This window comes from Streptomyces sp. NPDC004838, assembly GCF_053600955.1.
This window is the reverse complement of the sequence record NZ_JBSGAW010000010.1, coordinates 181,223-196,570: the sequence shown is the minus strand read 5'-3', so window position 1 is coordinate 196,570 and position 15,348 is coordinate 181,223. Positions and strand designations below refer to the sequence as shown.

Sequence of the window (15,348 nt, the reverse complement as noted above, 5' to 3'; positions counted from 1 at the left end):
TTCCGGCGCCGCCCCGGCACGTGGACCGACGGCCGCAGAACCCGTCGCCCGTGCTGTGTTGTACGACCCCGGCCCATTCCTCTGGACAGCACCGATAACCAACGGGTAACTTAATATGAGCAAGCGCTTAGACATCCGATGAGTCAGAAGATCTGCCCAGACCAGCGCAGTCCACCAGACCACCGCCGTCCAGAGGGGGCGTTCGTGCGCCGCAGCGTTTACAACGAGGACCACGAGGCGTTCCGGGAGACCATCCGCGCCTTCATCGAGGCCGAGGTCACCCCGGTCTACGACGAGTGGTACGCGGCCGGCCAGGCGCCCCGCGACTTCTACTACAAACTCGGCGAGCTGGGCGTCTTCGGCATCGAGGTACCGGAGGAGTACGGCGGCGCGGGCCTGGAGACGTTCAAGTTCGAGGCCGTCATGGCCGAGGAGTGCGCCCGCGCGGGCGTGTCCTTCGGCGGCAGCGGTGTGCATGTGATGCTCTGCCTGCCGTACCTCAAGGCGTACGCCACGGACGAGCAGAAGAAGCGCTGGCTGCCGGACTTCGTCACCGGCGCGACGATGTACGCCATCGCCATGACCGAGCCCGGCACCGGCTCGGACCTCGCGGGCATGAAGACCACCGCCAAGCTCTCCGAGGACGGGACGCACTACGTCCTCAACGGCGCCAAGACCTTCATCACCGGCGGTGTGCACGCGGACCGGGTCATCGTCTGCGCCCGTACCGACGCCCCCACCCCCGAGGACCGCCGCCACGGCATCTCGCTCTTCGTCGTCGACACCGCGTCCGAGGGCTACGCCGTCGGCCGCAAGCTCGACAAGCTGGGCCTGAGGGTCTCCGACACGGCCGAGCTGTCCTTCAGCGACGTCAAGGTCCCGGTCGGGGACCTGCTCGGCGAGGAGAACAAGGGCTTCTCCTACCTCGGCCAGAACCTGCCGCAGGAGCGCCTCGGCATCGCCGTCGGCGCCTACGCGCAGGCCGCCGCCGCGATCCGCTTCGCCCAGAGCTACGTCGAGGAGCGCACCGTCTTCGGCAAGACCGTCGCCTCCTTCCAGAACACCAAGTTCGAGCTGGCCGCCTGCAAGGCCGAGGTGGACGCCGCCGAGGCCGTCGTGGACCGGGCGATGGACGCCCTCGACGCGGGCGAGCTGTCGGCCGCCGAGGCCGCCTCCGCGAAGCTGTTCTGCACCGAGGTGGCGCACCGCGTCATCGACAAGTGCCTCCAACTGCACGGCGGCTACGGCTATATGAACGAGTACCCGATCGCCCGGCTGTACGCGGACAACCGCGTCAACCGGATCTACGGCGGGACCAGCGAGGTCATGAAGTCGATCATCGCCAAGTCCATGGGTCTGTAGGAGCGGGCCGGCTCCGGATACCTTCGAACCATGAGTTCAGCACTTGACGAACTGCTCGATCTGCTCGATCTGGAGCGGATCGAGCAGGACATCTTCCGGGGTCGGTCGCGGCCCGCCGTCATCCCCCGTGTCTTCGGCGGGCAGGTCGCCGCCCAGGCCCTGGTCGCGGCGGGGCGCACCGTACCCGAGGAGCGCACTGCCCACTCCCTGCACGCGTACTTCCTGCGCATAGGGGACCCCGGCGCGCCGATCGTCTACACGGTCGACCGCATCCGCGACGGGCGTTCCTTCACCACGCGCCGCGTGGTCGCCGTCCAGCACGGCCAGCCGATCTTCCATCTGTCGGCGTCCTTCCAGACGTACGAGGAAGGTCTCGAACACCAGGCTTCGATGCCCGACACCCCAGCGCCCGAGACGCTGCCGACGGCGGCCGAGACCCTGCCCGACTACGCGGAGCACTTCATCGACGCGGGCGTGGCCGACCGCCTCCTCGAAGCGCGGGCGGCGATCGACCTCCGCTATGTCGACCCCCCGCCGTACGCCACCGTCGGCGAGATCCGCGAGCCCCGCTCCCAGGTCTGGTTCCGCGCCAACGGCAAGCTCGCGGACGAGCCGCTGCTGCACGTCTGTCTCGCCACCTATGTCTCCGACATGACCCTCCTCGACTCGGTCCTGCTGGCGCACGGCCGGGGCGGCTGGTCCGTCGGCGATGTCGTGGGCGCTTCGCTGGACCACGCGATGTGGTTCCACCGGCCCTTCCGCGCGGACGAATGGCTGCTGTACGACCAGGAGTCGCCGTCCGCTTCCGGCGGCCGGGGGCTCGCCCAGGCGCGGATCTACACCCGCGACGGCCGGCTGGCCATAACCGTGATCCAGGAGGGCGTGCTGCGCGTTCCGCGCTGAGCCCGCGCGCGTGCGGTCCGCCGTATGACCGAACCGGACGGATCCACCGGAGCCGGGGCGGAGATCGGGCCGGGGCTGATGCGGCGGGCTCGGGCGGAACGGCGGACGGCGGCGGCCCGTGCCGCGGTCAGGGCTACCGGAACCCGGGCCGCGCGGGAGCGGCACCCGGGCCGCGCGGTAACCCGGCCGCAGGAAACCGGCCGCCGGGCCGCCCCCGTGCCGCGCCGCTCAGGTCAGGCCGGCCGCGTCGAGCAGGTAGTCCGTCATCGGATCGTAGAACCGCGGGTCCGTGACATGGTCGTCGAGGGGCACGGTCACCTGGAGCGTCCCCTCCGCCTCCCCGATGAACAGCGCCGGGTCGTTGCAGTCGGCGTACCCCACCGCGTCCAGTCCGCGCTGGCCCGCGCAGCCCGCCCAGCCGTGGTCCGCCACCACCAGGTCCGGCTGCGGTTCGCCCTCGCGCTCCAGACCGTCCAGGATCGCGGCCATCGGCGCCGGGGAGTGGGTGTGCCACAGGGTGGCACCGCGCTCCAGCATCGCCACGTCCGCGACCTGGAAGACCATGCCCTCGTCCGCCATCAGCCCGCCCGGAATGCGGACGATCTCGCAGCCGGCCCGGCGCAGGGCGTCCGCGGTGCGGCGGTGCACGTCGAGCAGCCCGCCGGGGTGGCCGGTGGCGAAGAGGACCCGCTCCCGTCCGGCCGCGGCCTTCCTCAGCCTGGCGGCGAGCCGCTCCAGCGCGGCGACGGTCAGTTCGGGGTCGATGGTGTCCTGGCCGACGCGATGCTCGGGGTCGTCGACGACGCCGCAGCGCTCGGCCATCACGGCCAGTACGTCCTGCTCGTCCGTCCAGCGGTCGCCCAGCTCGAGGCCCAGCCAGTAGTGGCGGTCGCCGTTGGCGAGTTTGCGGTAGTGGGAGAGGTTGTTGTCGCGTGGAGTGGCGACGTCTCCGGCGATACGGGTGCGGACGAGGTGATCGACGAGGGCGGCACGGCTGGGTATCGGCATGTGCCCCATTGTGCCGCCACGTCTCCGGAACGGGCGGTTCGTCCCGGACGGTGGACGGTGCCCGGCCGAAGGAACCGAGCGCTGGGGCGGGGCGGGCCGCACCGGAACCGGGCCGGAAGCACACCTGAACCGGGCCGGCTCCGGGTCTCGACAGGAGAGCAGGAGCGGTCGCCCCCGTGCCGCACCTGCCGTACGTGCCGCACCTCACGCCGCCCCCGTGCCGCGCGTGCCGCACCTCACGCCGCATCTGCCGCGCCCGCCGCGTCCGCGCCGGACCTACGGCGTCCTCGCGCCGGACCTACGGCGTCAGCGACCGGAACGCCCCGTGCGCCAGCCGTCGAAGCAACGTTTCCGTGGCCGTCCGCGACGACGGTCCACCGCCCTGCGCGCCCAGATGAGGCGTTGAGTTCAGCAGGCCGAAGACGGCGTGGACCGACGCCCGCGCCTCCGCTTCGGGGACCTCGGGGTGCAGTTCCCGTACGGCCACGACCCATAGCTCGACGTACTGCCGCTGGAGCTGCCGCACGAGCTTGCGGTCGCTGTCGCGCAGCCGGTCCAGCTCGCGGTCGTGCAGGGTGATCAGGGGCCGGTCGTCGAGAGCGAAGTCGATATGGCCGTCGATCAGGGAGGAGAGCAGCGTCTCCGGGTCGCCGGCCGCCTCCTCCACCCGGAGCCGGCCGCCGCTCAGCAGCCGCTCGCTGATGCCGACGAGCAGTTCCGCGAGCATGGCGTCCTTGCCCGCGAAGTGGCGGTACAGGCCCGGACCGCTGATTCCTACCGCGGCTCCTATCTCATCGACCCCCACGCCGTGGAATCCGCGCTCCGCGAAGAGCCGAGCGGCCTCTTTGAGGATCTGCTCGCGGCGGGTCGGCGCGTCCGTCCTGGTGCTCATGGGAACCGATTCTAGACAACGCTGTTAGCGTTCGTTAACCTGTGGAGTGAGTTAACGTTAATTAACCGACGTTGTACGGGCGAGGGGGCTGACTCGATGCAGCAGGCACCCGTGCTGACCAGCACGGCAGACCCGGCTTCCGCGGCCTGGCAGGCCAATGAGGCGGCACACCAGGAGCTGGCGGACACCCTGCGGGCCAAGCTCGCGGAGGCCCGCCTCGGCGGTGGCGAGAGGGCCCGCGACCGGCACACCGCGCGGGGCAAGCTGCTGCCGCGCGACCGGGTGGACACGCTCCTGGACCCCGGCTCGCCCTTCCTGGAGCTGGCCCCCCTCGCGGCCCACGGGATGTACGGGGACCAGGCCCCGGCGGCCGGGGTCATCGCGGGCATCGGCCGGGTCAGCGGGCGCGAGACCGTGATCGTCGCCAACGACGCGACCGTCAAGGGCGGCACGTACTACCCGATGACGGTCAAGAAGCACCTCAGAGCGCAGGAGATCGCGCTGGAGAACCGGCTGCCGTGCGTCTATCTCGTGGACTCGGGCGGGGCCTTCCTGCCGATGCAGGACGAGGTGTTCCCGGACCGCGAGCACTTCGGCCGGATCTTCTACAACCAGGCCCGGATGTCGGGCGCCGGCATTCCGCAGATCGCGGCCGTCCTCGGCTCCTGCACGGCGGGCGGGGCGTATGTCCCGGCGATGAGCGATGAGGCCGTGATCGTGCGGAACCAGGGGACGATCTTCCTCGGGGGCCCGCCGCTGGTGAAGGCCGCGACCGGCGAGGTGGTCACCGCCGAGGAGCTGGGCGGCGGCGAGGTCCACTCCCGGATCTCCGGCGTCACCGACCATCTCGCCGAGGACGACGCCCACGCCCTGCGGATCGTGCGGAACATCGTGGCCACGCTCCCCGCGCGCGGCCCGCTCCCCTGGTCCGTCGAGCCTGCCGAGGAGCCCAAGGCCGATCCGGCCGGGCTGTACGGCGCGGTGCCGGTGGATTCCCGTACGCCCTACGACGTACGGGAGGTGATCGCCCGGATCGTCGACGCCTCCCGGTTCGCCGAGTTCAAGGCGGAGTTCGGGCAGACCCTGGTGACCGGCTTCGCCCGGATCCACGGCCACCCGGTCGGCATCGTCGCCAACAACGGCATCCTCTTCGCCGAATCGGCCCAGAAGGGCGCGCACTTCATCGAGCTGTGCGATCAGCGCGGCATCCCGCTCCTCTTCCTCCAGAACATCTCCGGCTTCATGGTCGGCAGGGACTACGAGGCGGGCGGCATCGCCAAGCACGGCGCCAAGATGGTCACGGCGGTGGCCTGCACCCGCGTCCCCAAGCTGACGGTCGTCGTCGGCGGTTCGTACGGTGCGGGGAACTACTCGATGTGCGGCCGCGCCTACTCCCCCCGCTTCCTGTGGATGTGGCCCAACGCCAAGATCTCGGTCATGGGCGGAGAGCAGGCCGCCTCGGTGCTGGCGACGGTCAAGCGGGACCAGTTGGAGGCGCGCGGGGAAGCCTGGTCCACCGAGGACGAGGAAGCGTTCAAGAACCCGATCCGCGGTCAGTACGAGCAGCAGGGCAGCGCCTACTACGCGACGGCCCGGCTCTGGGACGACGGCGTGATCGACCCGTTGGAGACCCGCCAGGTGCTGGGTCTGGCCCTGACCGCGTGCGCCAACGCGCCCCTGGGCGACCGTGGCTTCGGCGTCTTCCGGATGTGAGGGAATCCCCAGCGATGCAGACGATACGGACAGAGAACATGCGGTCAGGGCAGGCTCCGACAGGTTCGGCGGGGGCGACAGGGCAGTCCGAGCGGGCACGGCGGTCCGAGCCGCCACAGCGGCCAGGACAGGCAGGGCAGACAGGACAGGCGGGACAGACAAGGCAGGCGGGGCGGTCCATGTTCGACACGGTCCTCGTGGCCAACCGGGGCGAGATCGCCGTCCGCGTCATCCGTACGCTGCGGGCGATGGGCATCCGCTCGGTCGCCGTCTTCAGCGACGCGGACGCGGACGCCCGGCATGTACGGGAGGCGGACACGGCGGTCCGGATCGGCCCCCCGCCCGCCGCCGAGAGCTATCTGTCCGTGGAGCGCCTGCTGGACGCGGCCGTACGGACCGGGGCGGGCGCGGTCCACCCCGGCTACGGCTTCCTGGCGGAGAACGCGGCCTTCGCGCGGGCCTGCGCCGACGCCGGCCTGGCCTTCATCGGCCCGCCGCCCGAGGCGATCGCGCTCATGGGCGACAAGATCCGCGCCAAGGAGACGGTGCGGGCGGCCGGGGTCCCGGTCGTGCCCGGCTCGTCCGGCTCCGGACTCACCGATGAGCAGCTGGCGGCCGCGGCACGGGAGATCGGCATGCCGGTCCTGCTGAAACCGTCGGCGGGCGGCGGCGGGAAGGGCATGCGCCTGACACGGGTGGAGTCGGCACTGCTGGAGGAGATCGCGGCGGCCCGCCGCGAGGCCCGCTCCTCCTTCGGCGACGACACCCTCCTCGTGGAGCGCTGGATCGACCGGCCCCGGCATATCGAGATCCAGGTCCTGGCCGACGGTCACGGCGGGGTGGTCCACCTCGGCGAGCGCGAGTGCTCCCTCCAGCGCCGCCACCAGAAGGTCATCGAGGAGGCCCCGTCCGTCCTGCTGGACGAGGAGACCCGCGCGGCCATGGGCGAGGCAGCGGTACAGGCGGCGCGCTCGTGCGGCTACGCGGGCGCGGGCACGGTCGAGTTCATCGTCCCCGGCGACGACCCCTCGCAGTACTACTTCATGGAGATGAACACCCGCCTCCAGGTCGAGCACCCGGTCACCGAGCTGATCACCGGCCTCGACCTGGTCGAGTGGCAGCTGCGGGTCGCCGCGGGCGAGTCCCTGCCGTTCGGACAGGACGACATCAGGCTCACCGGCCATGCGATAGAGGCCCGTATCTGCGCCGAGGACCCTTCACGCGGCTTCCTCCCCTCCGGAGGCACGGTCCTCGCGCTCCATGAGCCGCAGGGCGACGGCGTGCGCACGGACTCCGGTCTGAGCGAGGGCTCGGAGGTCTCCAGCCTGTACGACCCGATGCTGTCGAAGGTCATCGCGTACGGCCCCGACCGCCCGACCGCCCTGCGCAGACTGCGCGCGGCCCTCGGGGAAACGGTCACCCTCGGCGTCCCGACGAACGCCGGCTTCCTGCGCAGACTGCTCGCCCACCCCTCGGTGACCGAGGGCGACCTGGACACGGGTCTGGTGGAGCGGGAGGCGGCCGGCCTGCTGCCGGACGGCGTCCCGGACGAGGTGTACGCGGCGGCGGCGGCCGTCCGCCAAGCCGCGCTCACGCCGAGCCCCGACCCGACCGGCTGGACGGACCCCTTCTCGGCCCCCAGCGGCTGGCGGCTCGGCGGCTTCCCCGCGCCGCTGGCGTTCCCGCTGCGAGTGGCGGGACTCGAACCCGCGACGGTCGAGGCGCCCGCGGCCTCGCGAGTCACCCCGGACGCGGTAGCCGTCACCGTCGACGGGATCACCCACACCTTCCGCCGGGCGGGCGACTGGCTGGGCCGCGACGGCGACTCCTGGCACGTGGTGGATCACGACCCGGTGGCCGCGTCCCTCACCGGCGCGACCCACGCGGGCGCGGACGCCCTCGCCGCGCCCATGCCGGGCACGGTCACCGTCGTGAAGGTGGCCGTCGGGGACACGGTGGACGCCGGTCAGAGCCTGCTCGTCGTCGAGGCGATGAAGATGGAGCACGTCATCTCCGCGCCGCACGCCGGGACGGTCACCGAACTGGACGCCGTTCCGGGGGCCACGGTCGCCATGGACCAGCTGCTGGCCGTGGTCGTTCCCCACCAGGAGGCGGACGACGCAGGAGGCGGACGATGAGTGACGGACTGCCCATGGAGGTACCCGCCCAGGACCTCCCGCCCCGGGTGCGGATCCATGAAGTGGGCCCGCGCGACGGACTGCAGAACGAGAAGACGGTCGTACCGACCGAGGTGAAGGCGGAGTTCGTGCGCCGTCTCGCCGACGCCGGACTGACGACCGTCGAGGCGACGAGCTTCGTCCACCCCGCCTGGGTGCCCCAGCTCGCCGACGCCGAGGAGCTGTTCCCGGCCGTCCGGGACATCGGGGGCGTCCGCCTCCCCGTCCTCGTGCCGAACGCGCGGGGGCTGGAGAGGGCGATGGCGCTCGGGGCCCGCGGCATCGCCGTGTTCGGCTCCGCGACCGAGACGTTCGCCCGGAAGAACCTCAACCGCACGATCGCCGAATCGCTCGCCATGTTCGAGCCGGTCGTCGCCCGCGCCAAGGACGACAAGATCCATGTGCGCGGCTATCTCTCGATGTGCTTCGGCGACCCCTGGGAGGGCCCGGTGCCGATCCATCAGGTGGTGCGGATCGCCAAGCAGCTGCGGGAGCTGGGCTGTGACGAACTGTCGCTCGGCGACACGATCGGCGTCGCGACCCCCGGCCATGTCCTCGATCTGCTCTCCGAGCTGAACGAGGAGGGCGTGCCCACCTCCGAGATCGGCGTGCACTTCCACGACACCTACGGTCAGGCGCTCGCCAACACCTATGCCGCGCTGGAGCACGGCGTCACCACCGTGGACGCCTCGGCGGGCGGCCTCGGCGGCTGCCCGTACGCGAAGAGCGCCACCGGAAACCTCGCCACCGAAGACCTCGTGTGGATGCTCCACGGCCTCGGCATCGAAACCGGGGTCGACCTCGGCCGGCTCACCGCCACCAGTGTGTGGATGGCCGAGCAGCTGGGCCGCCCCAGCCCCTCCCGCACTGTTCGCGCTCTCTCCCACAAGGAGTGACTCCCATGTCCCTGGATCACCGGCTCACCCCCGAGCACGAGGAACTCCGCCGCACGGTCGAGCAGTTCGCGCGCGAGGTGATTGCTCCGAAGATCGGCGATCTCTACGAGCGCCATGAGTTCCCGTACGAAATCGTCCGCGAGATGGGCCGGATGGGCCTGTTCGGGCTGCCGTTCCCCGAGGAGTACGGCGGTATGGGCGGCGACTATCTCGCCCTCGGCATCGCCCTGGAGGAGCTGGCGCGGGTCGATTCGTCCGTGGCGATCACCCTGGAGGCGGGGGTGTCCCTCGGCGCGATGCCCGTCTTCCGCTTCGGTACGGAGGAGCAGAAGCGCGAGTGGCTGCCGAGGCTCTGCGCGGGCGAACTGCTGGGCGCGTTCGGGCTCACCGAGCCGGCCGGCGGCTCCGACGCGAGCGGCACCCTGACCACGGCCGTCCGTGACGAGGCCGCGGGCGAGTGGGTGATCAACGGCTCCAAGTGCTTCATCACCAACGCCGGCACGGACATCACGGGCCTGGTGACGGTCACCGCGGTCACCGGACGCACCGAGGCGGGGAAGCCGCTGATCTCCTCGATCATCGTCCCCTCCGGCACCCCCGGCTTCACCGTCGCCCCGGCCTACTCCAAGGTCGGGTGGAACGCGTCGGACACGCGCGAGCTGTCCTTCGACGAGGTGCGGGTCCCGCTGGCGAATCTGCTCGGCGAAGAGGGCCGGGGGTACGCCCAGTTCCTCCGCATCCTCGACGAGGGCCGCATCGCGATCTCCGCGCTCGCGACGGGCCTCGCGCAGGGCTGCGTGGACGAGTCGGTGCGGTACGCCAAGGAACGGCACGCCTTCGGACGCCCGATCGGCGACAACCAGGCCATCCAGTTCAAGATCGCGGACATGGAGATGCGGGCGCACATGGCCCGCGTGGGCTGGCGGGACGCGGCCTCCCGGCTGGTGCGGGGAGAGCCGTTCAAGAAGGAGGCGGCGCTGGCGAAGCTCTACTCGTCGACGATCGCGGTGGACAACGCCCGAGACGCCACACAGATCCACGGCGGCTACGGCTTCATGAACGAGTACCCGGTGGCCCGGATGTGGCGCGACTCCAAGATCCTGGAAATCGGCGAGGGCACCAGCGAGGTCCAGCGGATGCTCATCGCCCGCGAACTGGGACTCACGGGCTGAGAGTTTCTTGTACGGCAGCGCACCGGACCGGCGGCGCGGCACGTCGTTCGGGCTCGTACCGTCCGCCGTGCCCGCCCCGCCCGACGCCTCGCCCTTGAGCAAGTCATCCGGCCTTGGCCAGGACACCTTCGGGGACCTGTAGTAGTCGACGCCCCGCGCGGCCAGCCTCGGCCCCTGTTCGGCGAGTCTCATCCGGTACTCCTCCCAGTCGCCGCCCCGCGACCACCCCTTCTCCGCGATCCCGAGCACCCGCGGGAACGCCATCCGCTCCAGTTCCGCGCTGGTGGTCAGCGTCTCCGACCACAGAGGGGCCTCGACGCCCAGCACCGCCTCCTCGGGAACTCCCTCGTCCGCGAAGTACTCCGACGGTTCCCAGCCGTAGGACCGGTCCACCTCGATCCGGCTGGCCCATTCGAGCCCCAGCTCGGTGTCGGCGTCGTACTTCATGTCGAGATAGGTCCGGTCCGCCGGCGACAGAATGAGTCGCGCGCCCTTCTTCACCGCCTCGGCCACCTGCTCGCGCTCGTCCCCCGGCGTCCTGCCGGTGCCCCAGTACTGGACCACCCCGCCGTCCACCACGTCCGCGCCCGCGATCTGGTGCCAGCCGATCACCGTCTTGCCGTGCCGGGCGACCGCCGCCTGCGCCCTGGCCATGAACGTCGCGTAGTCCTCGTCGCTCGTGTTGTCCGCCTCGTCGCCGCCGATATGGAGGTACGCGCCCGGTGTGATCGCCGCCAGTTCCCGGATCACGTCGTCCACGAAGTCGTACGTCACCGGCTTGCCCACGCAGAGCGAGCTGAAGCCGACGTCGATGCCGGTGTAGAGCGGCGGCGCGACGCCCCCGCAGTTCAGCTCGGCGTACGAGGCGAGTGCGGCAGTGGTGTGGCCCGGCATGTCGACCTCGGGAACGACCTCCATATAGCGGGAGGCCGCGTACGCGACGATCTCCTTGTACTGGGCCTTGGTGTAGTACCCGCCCGGCCCTTCGCCGACCGATGTGGAGCCGCCGTGGGTCGCGAGCCTCGGCCAGGAGTCGATGGCGATCCGCCAGCCCTGGTCGTCGGTGAGATGCAGATGCAACTTGTTGATCTTGTACACGGCGAGCTGGTCGACATAGCGCTTGACCTGGTCCACGGTGAAGAAGTGCCGGGCCACATCGAGCATCGCGCCGCGATAGGCGTACCGCGGGGTGTCGGTGACGGTCCCGCCGGGAACGCTCCACGGCCCGGCCTGCTCCGTCCGCTTCTCCACGGCGGCCGGAAGCAGCTGACGCAGGGTCTGCACCCCGTGGAAGAGCCCGGCGGGCGCACGCGCGACGACGGTGAGCGCGCCGCCCGAGGACTCCAGCCGGTAGCCCTCGTCTCCCAGGGGTTTCTCCGACGGCCGCAGCCGCAGCTGAACACCGTCGTCACCGGGACCCGGCGTCACGGACAGGGGGTATCCGGTCGACGGCCGCAGGATCCCGGCGAGGTACTCGCCGACCCGGCGCGCCTCGGGGTTGTCGTCGACCCGGATCACGGTGTCGGCGGTGAGGGTGTACGCCGTGCCACCGGGCTTCACGGAGGCGGGCGCGGGGACGACCCGGCCGAGCGCGTGCACGGGCGTACGGTCGCCGGACTTCGACCCGGAGCCGCCGTCAGCGGCGAAGCAGGCGGCGCCCGCCCCGGCGACGAGAAGCAGCGCACCGAAGAGACGGGGGAAGGTACCGGGCATTCTCACAGGCTGAACCCCTTCGACGGGCGTCGCGGCCACGGTGCGCGGCGGTGACGGTGCTCACCCTGGCTATCGTGCACCGGCACCCGTTCAAGGTCTAGACCTTTGCATCGCAGCACGGCGCACCCCGGCCGGGAGCGCGCGGCGATGCCGTACCCGGCGGCGACGGAACGGCGGACCCGGCCCCCGGCCGCCCCCGATCCACCCGCCCCGCGCGCCCCCTCCGGACCGAGAGGAACCGACAGGAACCGGCCGCCCCAGTCCGCCCGGACCGGAGCCCGCCCGGCCACCCGGCCGCGGATGAAAGAATCCCGGCATGGCGGAAATCATCCAGAAGGACGGCACCTGGACCTTCGACGGGGAGACGGTGCGCATCGTGCCCGGCTCCGACAAGAGCGTGGGTCTCTTGCGCAAGTCGCTCGGTGAACTCGCCGTACCCCTGGAAGCGATCTCCGGCATCTCCTTCGAACCGGGCAGAAAGTCCGGCCGGCTCCGCCTGCGGCTGCGCAACGGCGCCGACCCGCTGCTCCAGATCACCGGCGGCAAGCTGCGGGACAGTTCGGACCCGTACCAGCTGACCGTGGAGAACGACCGCACGGGAGTGGCCGAGTACCTCGTCGACGAGGTGCGGAACGCCCTGCTCCTGGAGCAGATCTCCGGCGATCCCGTCGACCGCTACCTCCTGCCCGGCCCCTCACTGCCGGTCAACGCCTCCGCGGGCGACGGCACGGCCGACTTCGACGGCGAGCAGATCCGGCTGTCGTGGAACTGGAAGACGGAGGAGTCCAAGGCGTCGGCCGGGACCCGCATGATCGAGCTGGCCGATGTGACGGCCGTGGAGTGGCAGCCGTCGGCCTCCCTGGAGAACGGCTTTCTGCGGTTCACCGTCGCCAAGGGCCGGACCTCGGCCCCGCCGAAGTACGACCCGCACTCGGTGGAGCTGTGGGGCTTCCGCAAGGACCCCCTGATGGCGCTGGTGGCGGCGGCCGTCGTGGCCCGTATGCCTCATCCGTACGCCCCCGAGGACGCGGGGCCCGCCGACACGGCAGCACCCCTCGCTCCCCCGCCTTCGCCCGCCCCCTCGCTCACGTCCGCTCCGGACCCCGCACCCGCGCCCGGCCCCGCGCCGTCCGCCGACCTGGACCATGACGCGATGCTCCGCCGACTGCGCGAACTGGGCGAGCTGCATCAGGCCGGGATACTCACCGATGACGAGTTCAGTACCGCCAAACGAGCCATCCTCAAGCGCCTGTGACGCGAATCCTGCCCGGAAGCGGGCAGAAATCTTGCAATCCTCCCGAATGAACCCTCAATATCGACAGGTGCTCGAACAACGCCAGCCCGGTCGTCCGCAACCCTCGGCTACAACGCACGACGACCTCATCGACCATCTGGTCCGCAGCACCGCGCTCCGGCGCGGCGAGGCGAACCGGGTGGTGCTCGACGTGCTGGCGTACTTCGACGAGAGAACCGAGGACTACGTCCGCCGCCGCCACCGTGAGCTGCAATCGGGCGGTCTGGCGAACTCCGAGATCTTCGAGCGGATCGCGGCCGAGCTGCCGCACCGCGCGGTCGCACCGCCGGAGCTGTCGCTCCGCCAGTTGCGCCGCCTCGTCTACGGCTGACAGGGCCGGCCGTAGCTCGGCACCGGTCTTTCATCTACGGAGGGTCAAACCTTATGTGCGGAATTGTCGGATACATCGGCAGGCGTGACGTGGCACCGCTGCTGCTGGAGGGGCTCCAGCGACTGGAGTACCGGGGGTACGACTCCGCGGGCATCGTGATCACGAGCCCCAAGTCCACCGGGCTGAAGATGGTCAAGGCCAAGGGCCGGGTCCGCGACCTGGAGGCCCGTGTTCCGAAGCGCTTCGCCGGCACCACCGGCATCGCCCACACCCGCTGGGCCACCCATGGCGCGCCGAGCGACGAGAACGCCCATCCGCACCTCTCCTCCGACGAACTGGTCGCGGTCGTCCACAACGGCATCATCGACAACGCCTCGGAGCTGCGCGCCAAGCTGGAGGCGGACGGCGTCGTCTTCGCCTCCGAGACCGACACCGAGGTCCTCACCCACCTCATCGCCCGCTCCCAGGCCGACACGCTGGAGGAGAAGGTCCGCCACGCGCTGAAGCTGGTCGAGGGCACGTACGGCATCGCCGTGATGCACGCCGACTTCAGCGACCGCATCGTCGTGGCCCGCAACGGCTCGCCCGTCGTCCTCGGCATCGGCGAGAAGGAGATGTTCGTCGCCTCGGACGTCGCCGCGCTGGTCGCCCACACCCGTCAGATCGTCACCCTCGACGACGGAGAGATGGCCACCCTCAAGGCCGACGACTTCCGTACGTACACCACCGAGGGCTCGACGACGACCGCCACGCCCACCACCGTGGAGTGGGAGGCCGAGTCGTACGACATGGGCGGCCACGACACGTATATGCACAAGGAGATCTCCGAGCAGGCCGACGCGGTGGACCGCGTGCTGCGCGGCCGGATCGACGACCGGTTCTCCACCGTGCACCTCGGCGGGCTCAACCTCGACGCCCGCGAGGCCCGTGGCATCCGCCGGGTCAAGATCCTCGGCTGCGGGACCTCCTACCACGCGGGAATGATCGGCGCGGGGCTCATCGAGTCCCTGGCCCGTATCCCCGCCGACGCCGAGCCGGCGTCCGAGTTCCGCTACCGCAACCCGGTCGTGGACCCCGACACGCTCTACATCGCCGTCTCCCAGTCCGGTGAGACCTATGACGTCCTCGCCGCCGTCCAGGAGCTGAAGCGCAAGGGCGCGCGCGTTCTCGGCGTGGTGAACGTGGTCGGCTCCGCGATCGCCCGCGAGGCCGACGGCGGTACGTACGTCCACGCCGGTCCCGAGGTCTGCGTCGTCTCCACGAAGTGCTTCACCAACACGGTCGTGGCCTTCGCCCTCCTCGCCCTGCACCTGGGCCGGATCCGCGATCTCTCCGTCTCCGAGGGCAAGCGCATCATCGACGGCCTGCGCCGGCTGCCCGAGCAGATCACCGAGATCCTGGAGTCCGAGGCCGACATCAAGAAGCTGGCGGAGGAGTACGCGGGCGCGCAGTCGATGATGTTCATCGGCCGGGTACGGGGTTACCCCGTCGCCCTGGAGGCTTCCCTGAAGCTCAAGGAGATCTCCTACATCCACGCCGAGGCGTACCCCGCCTCCGAACTGAAGCACGGCCCGCTCGCCCTGATCGAGCCCGCGCTGCCGACGGTCGCGATCGTGCCCGACGACGACCTGCTGGAGAAGAACCGGGCCGCCCTGGAGGAGATCAAGGCCCGCAGCGGGCGCATCCTCGCGGTGGCCCACCGCGAACAGGAGAAGGCCGACCACACGATCGTCGTCCCCAAGAACGAGAACGAACTCGACCCCATCCTGATGGGCATCCCGCTCCAGCTCTTCGCCTACCACACGGCGCTCGCCATGGGCCGCGACATCGACAAGCCCCGCAACCTGGCCAAGTCGGTCACCGTCGAATAGCCCCCACCCCGACCGC

11 protein-coding genes and 1 pseudogene are annotated in these 15,348 nt (G+C 70.8%); 9 read left to right on the top strand and 3 right to left on the bottom strand.

Going from position 1 to position 15,348, the window contains the following annotated elements; translation table 11 throughout:
- Positions 1-204 precede the first annotated feature (204 nt).
- Together ACWEFL_RS14465 and ACWEFL_RS14460 are read left to right on the top strand one after the other, a co-directional pair.
- A complete protein-coding gene (locus tag ACWEFL_RS14465) occupies positions 205-1,362 on the top strand; it encodes an acyl-CoA dehydrogenase family protein (protein WP_451711557.1) in 1,158 nt (385 codons plus the stop codon).
- A 30-nt stretch (positions 1,363-1,392) separates the two neighbouring features.
- Positions 1,393-2,265, top strand: a complete 873-nt coding sequence (locus tag ACWEFL_RS14460) for an acyl-CoA thioesterase (RefSeq protein WP_451711554.1) — start codon at positions 1,393-1,395, stop codon at positions 2,263-2,265.
- Positions 2,266-2,493: 228 nt separating this feature from the next.
- On the opposite strand, the gene ACWEFL_RS14455 is transcribed toward ACWEFL_RS14460, so the two are convergent.
- Both ACWEFL_RS14455 and ACWEFL_RS14450 read right to left on the bottom strand, forming a co-directional pair.
- Complete coding sequence (locus ACWEFL_RS14455; protein ID WP_451711551.1) at positions 2,494-3,273, bottom strand: phosphatase; 780 nt, start codon at positions 3,271-3,273, stop codon at positions 2,494-2,496.
- Between the two features lie 298 nt (positions 3,274-3,571).
- A complete protein-coding gene (locus ACWEFL_RS14450; protein WP_451711548.1) occupies positions 3,572-4,165 on the bottom strand; it encodes an SACE_7040 family transcriptional regulator in 594 nt (197 codons plus the stop codon).
- Between the two features lie 96 nt (positions 4,166-4,261).
- On the opposite strand from ACWEFL_RS14450, the gene ACWEFL_RS14445 reads away from it, so the two are divergent.
- The 4 genes from ACWEFL_RS14445 (at position 4,262) to ACWEFL_RS14430 (ending at position 10,123) form a co-directional block, all read left to right on the top strand.
- Positions 4,262-5,878: a carboxyl transferase domain-containing protein gene (locus ACWEFL_RS14445; RefSeq protein WP_451711545.1), complete on the top strand. Its 1,617-nt coding sequence runs from the start codon at positions 4,262-4,264 to the stop codon at positions 5,876-5,878.
- A 179-nt stretch (positions 5,879-6,057) separates the two neighbouring features.
- Positions 6,058-8,016, top strand: coding sequence for an acetyl-CoA carboxylase biotin carboxylase subunit (locus ACWEFL_RS14440; RefSeq protein WP_451711543.1), 1,959 nt, complete (start codon positions 6,058-6,060; stop codon positions 8,014-8,016).
- Entirely contained in the window at positions 8,013-8,951 is a 939-nt protein-coding gene (locus tag ACWEFL_RS14435; RefSeq protein ID WP_451711541.1) for a hydroxymethylglutaryl-CoA lyase, read from the top strand. The genes ACWEFL_RS14440 and ACWEFL_RS14435 overlap by 4 nt, the downstream gene beginning before the upstream one ends.
- Before the next feature lie 5 nt (positions 8,952-8,956).
- Positions 8,957-10,123, top strand: a complete 1,167-nt coding sequence (locus tag ACWEFL_RS14430) for an acyl-CoA dehydrogenase family protein (protein ID WP_451711538.1) — start codon at positions 8,957-8,959, stop codon at positions 10,121-10,123.
- A 114-nt stretch (positions 10,124-10,237) separates the two neighbouring features.
- Here ACWEFL_RS14430 and ACWEFL_RS14425 read toward each other — a convergent pair.
- Positions 10,238-11,836: pseudogene (locus ACWEFL_RS14425) on the bottom strand (beta-N-acetylhexosaminidase); the annotation flags it as partial.
- A 316-nt stretch (positions 11,837-12,152) separates the two neighbouring features.
- Between ACWEFL_RS14425 and ACWEFL_RS14420 the strand changes: the two are divergent.
- The 3 genes from ACWEFL_RS14420 (at position 12,153) to glmS (ending at position 15,332) form a co-directional block, all read left to right on the top strand.
- Positions 12,153-13,091 (top strand): DUF4429 domain-containing protein, encoded by a 939-nt coding sequence (locus tag ACWEFL_RS14420; protein ID WP_451711536.1) that lies wholly within the window; start codon positions 12,153-12,155, stop codon positions 13,089-13,091.
- A 67-nt stretch (positions 13,092-13,158) separates the two neighbouring features.
- On the top strand, positions 13,159-13,461 hold the full coding sequence (locus tag ACWEFL_RS14415) for a hypothetical protein (RefSeq protein WP_451711535.1): 303 nt from the start codon (positions 13,159-13,161) through the stop codon (positions 13,459-13,461).
- A gap of 53 nt (positions 13,462-13,514) precedes the next feature.
- Entirely contained in the window at positions 13,515-15,332 is a 1,818-nt protein-coding gene (gene glmS / locus ACWEFL_RS14410) for a glutamine--fructose-6-phosphate transaminase (isomerizing) (protein ID WP_451711532.1), read from the top strand.
- The last annotated feature ends 16 nt before the right edge of the window (positions 15,333-15,348 follow it).

What these genes read in the sequence shown, in the direction of transcription:
- ACWEFL_RS14460 (WP_451711554.1), top strand. Translation starts at nt 1,393, where the DNA reads ATGAGTTCAGCACTTGACGAACTGCTCGATCTGCTCGATCTGGAGCGG.
- ACWEFL_RS14455 (WP_451711551.1), bottom strand. Translation starts at nt 3,273, where the DNA reads ATGCCGATACCCAGCCGTGCCGCCCTCGTCGATCACCTCGTCCGCACC.
- ACWEFL_RS14450 (WP_451711548.1), bottom strand. Translation starts at nt 4,165, where the DNA reads ATGAGCACCAGGACGGACGCGCCGACCCGCCGCGAGCAGATCCTCAAA.
- ACWEFL_RS14445 (WP_451711545.1), top strand. Translation starts at nt 4,262, where the DNA reads ATGCAGCAGGCACCCGTGCTGACCAGCACGGCAGACCCGGCTTCCGCG.
- ACWEFL_RS14440 (WP_451711543.1), top strand. Translation starts at nt 6,058, where the DNA reads ATGTTCGACACGGTCCTCGTGGCCAACCGGGGCGAGATCGCCGTCCGC.
- ACWEFL_RS14435 (WP_451711541.1), top strand. Translation starts at nt 8,013, where the DNA reads ATGAGTGACGGACTGCCCATGGAGGTACCCGCCCAGGACCTCCCGCCC.
- ACWEFL_RS14430 (WP_451711538.1), top strand. Translation starts at nt 8,957, where the DNA reads ATGTCCCTGGATCACCGGCTCACCCCCGAGCACGAGGAACTCCGCCGC.
- ACWEFL_RS14420 (WP_451711536.1), top strand. Translation starts at nt 12,153, where the DNA reads ATGGCGGAAATCATCCAGAAGGACGGCACCTGGACCTTCGACGGGGAG.
- glmS (WP_451711532.1), top strand. Translation starts at nt 13,515, where the DNA reads ATGTGCGGAATTGTCGGATACATCGGCAGGCGTGACGTGGCACCGCTG.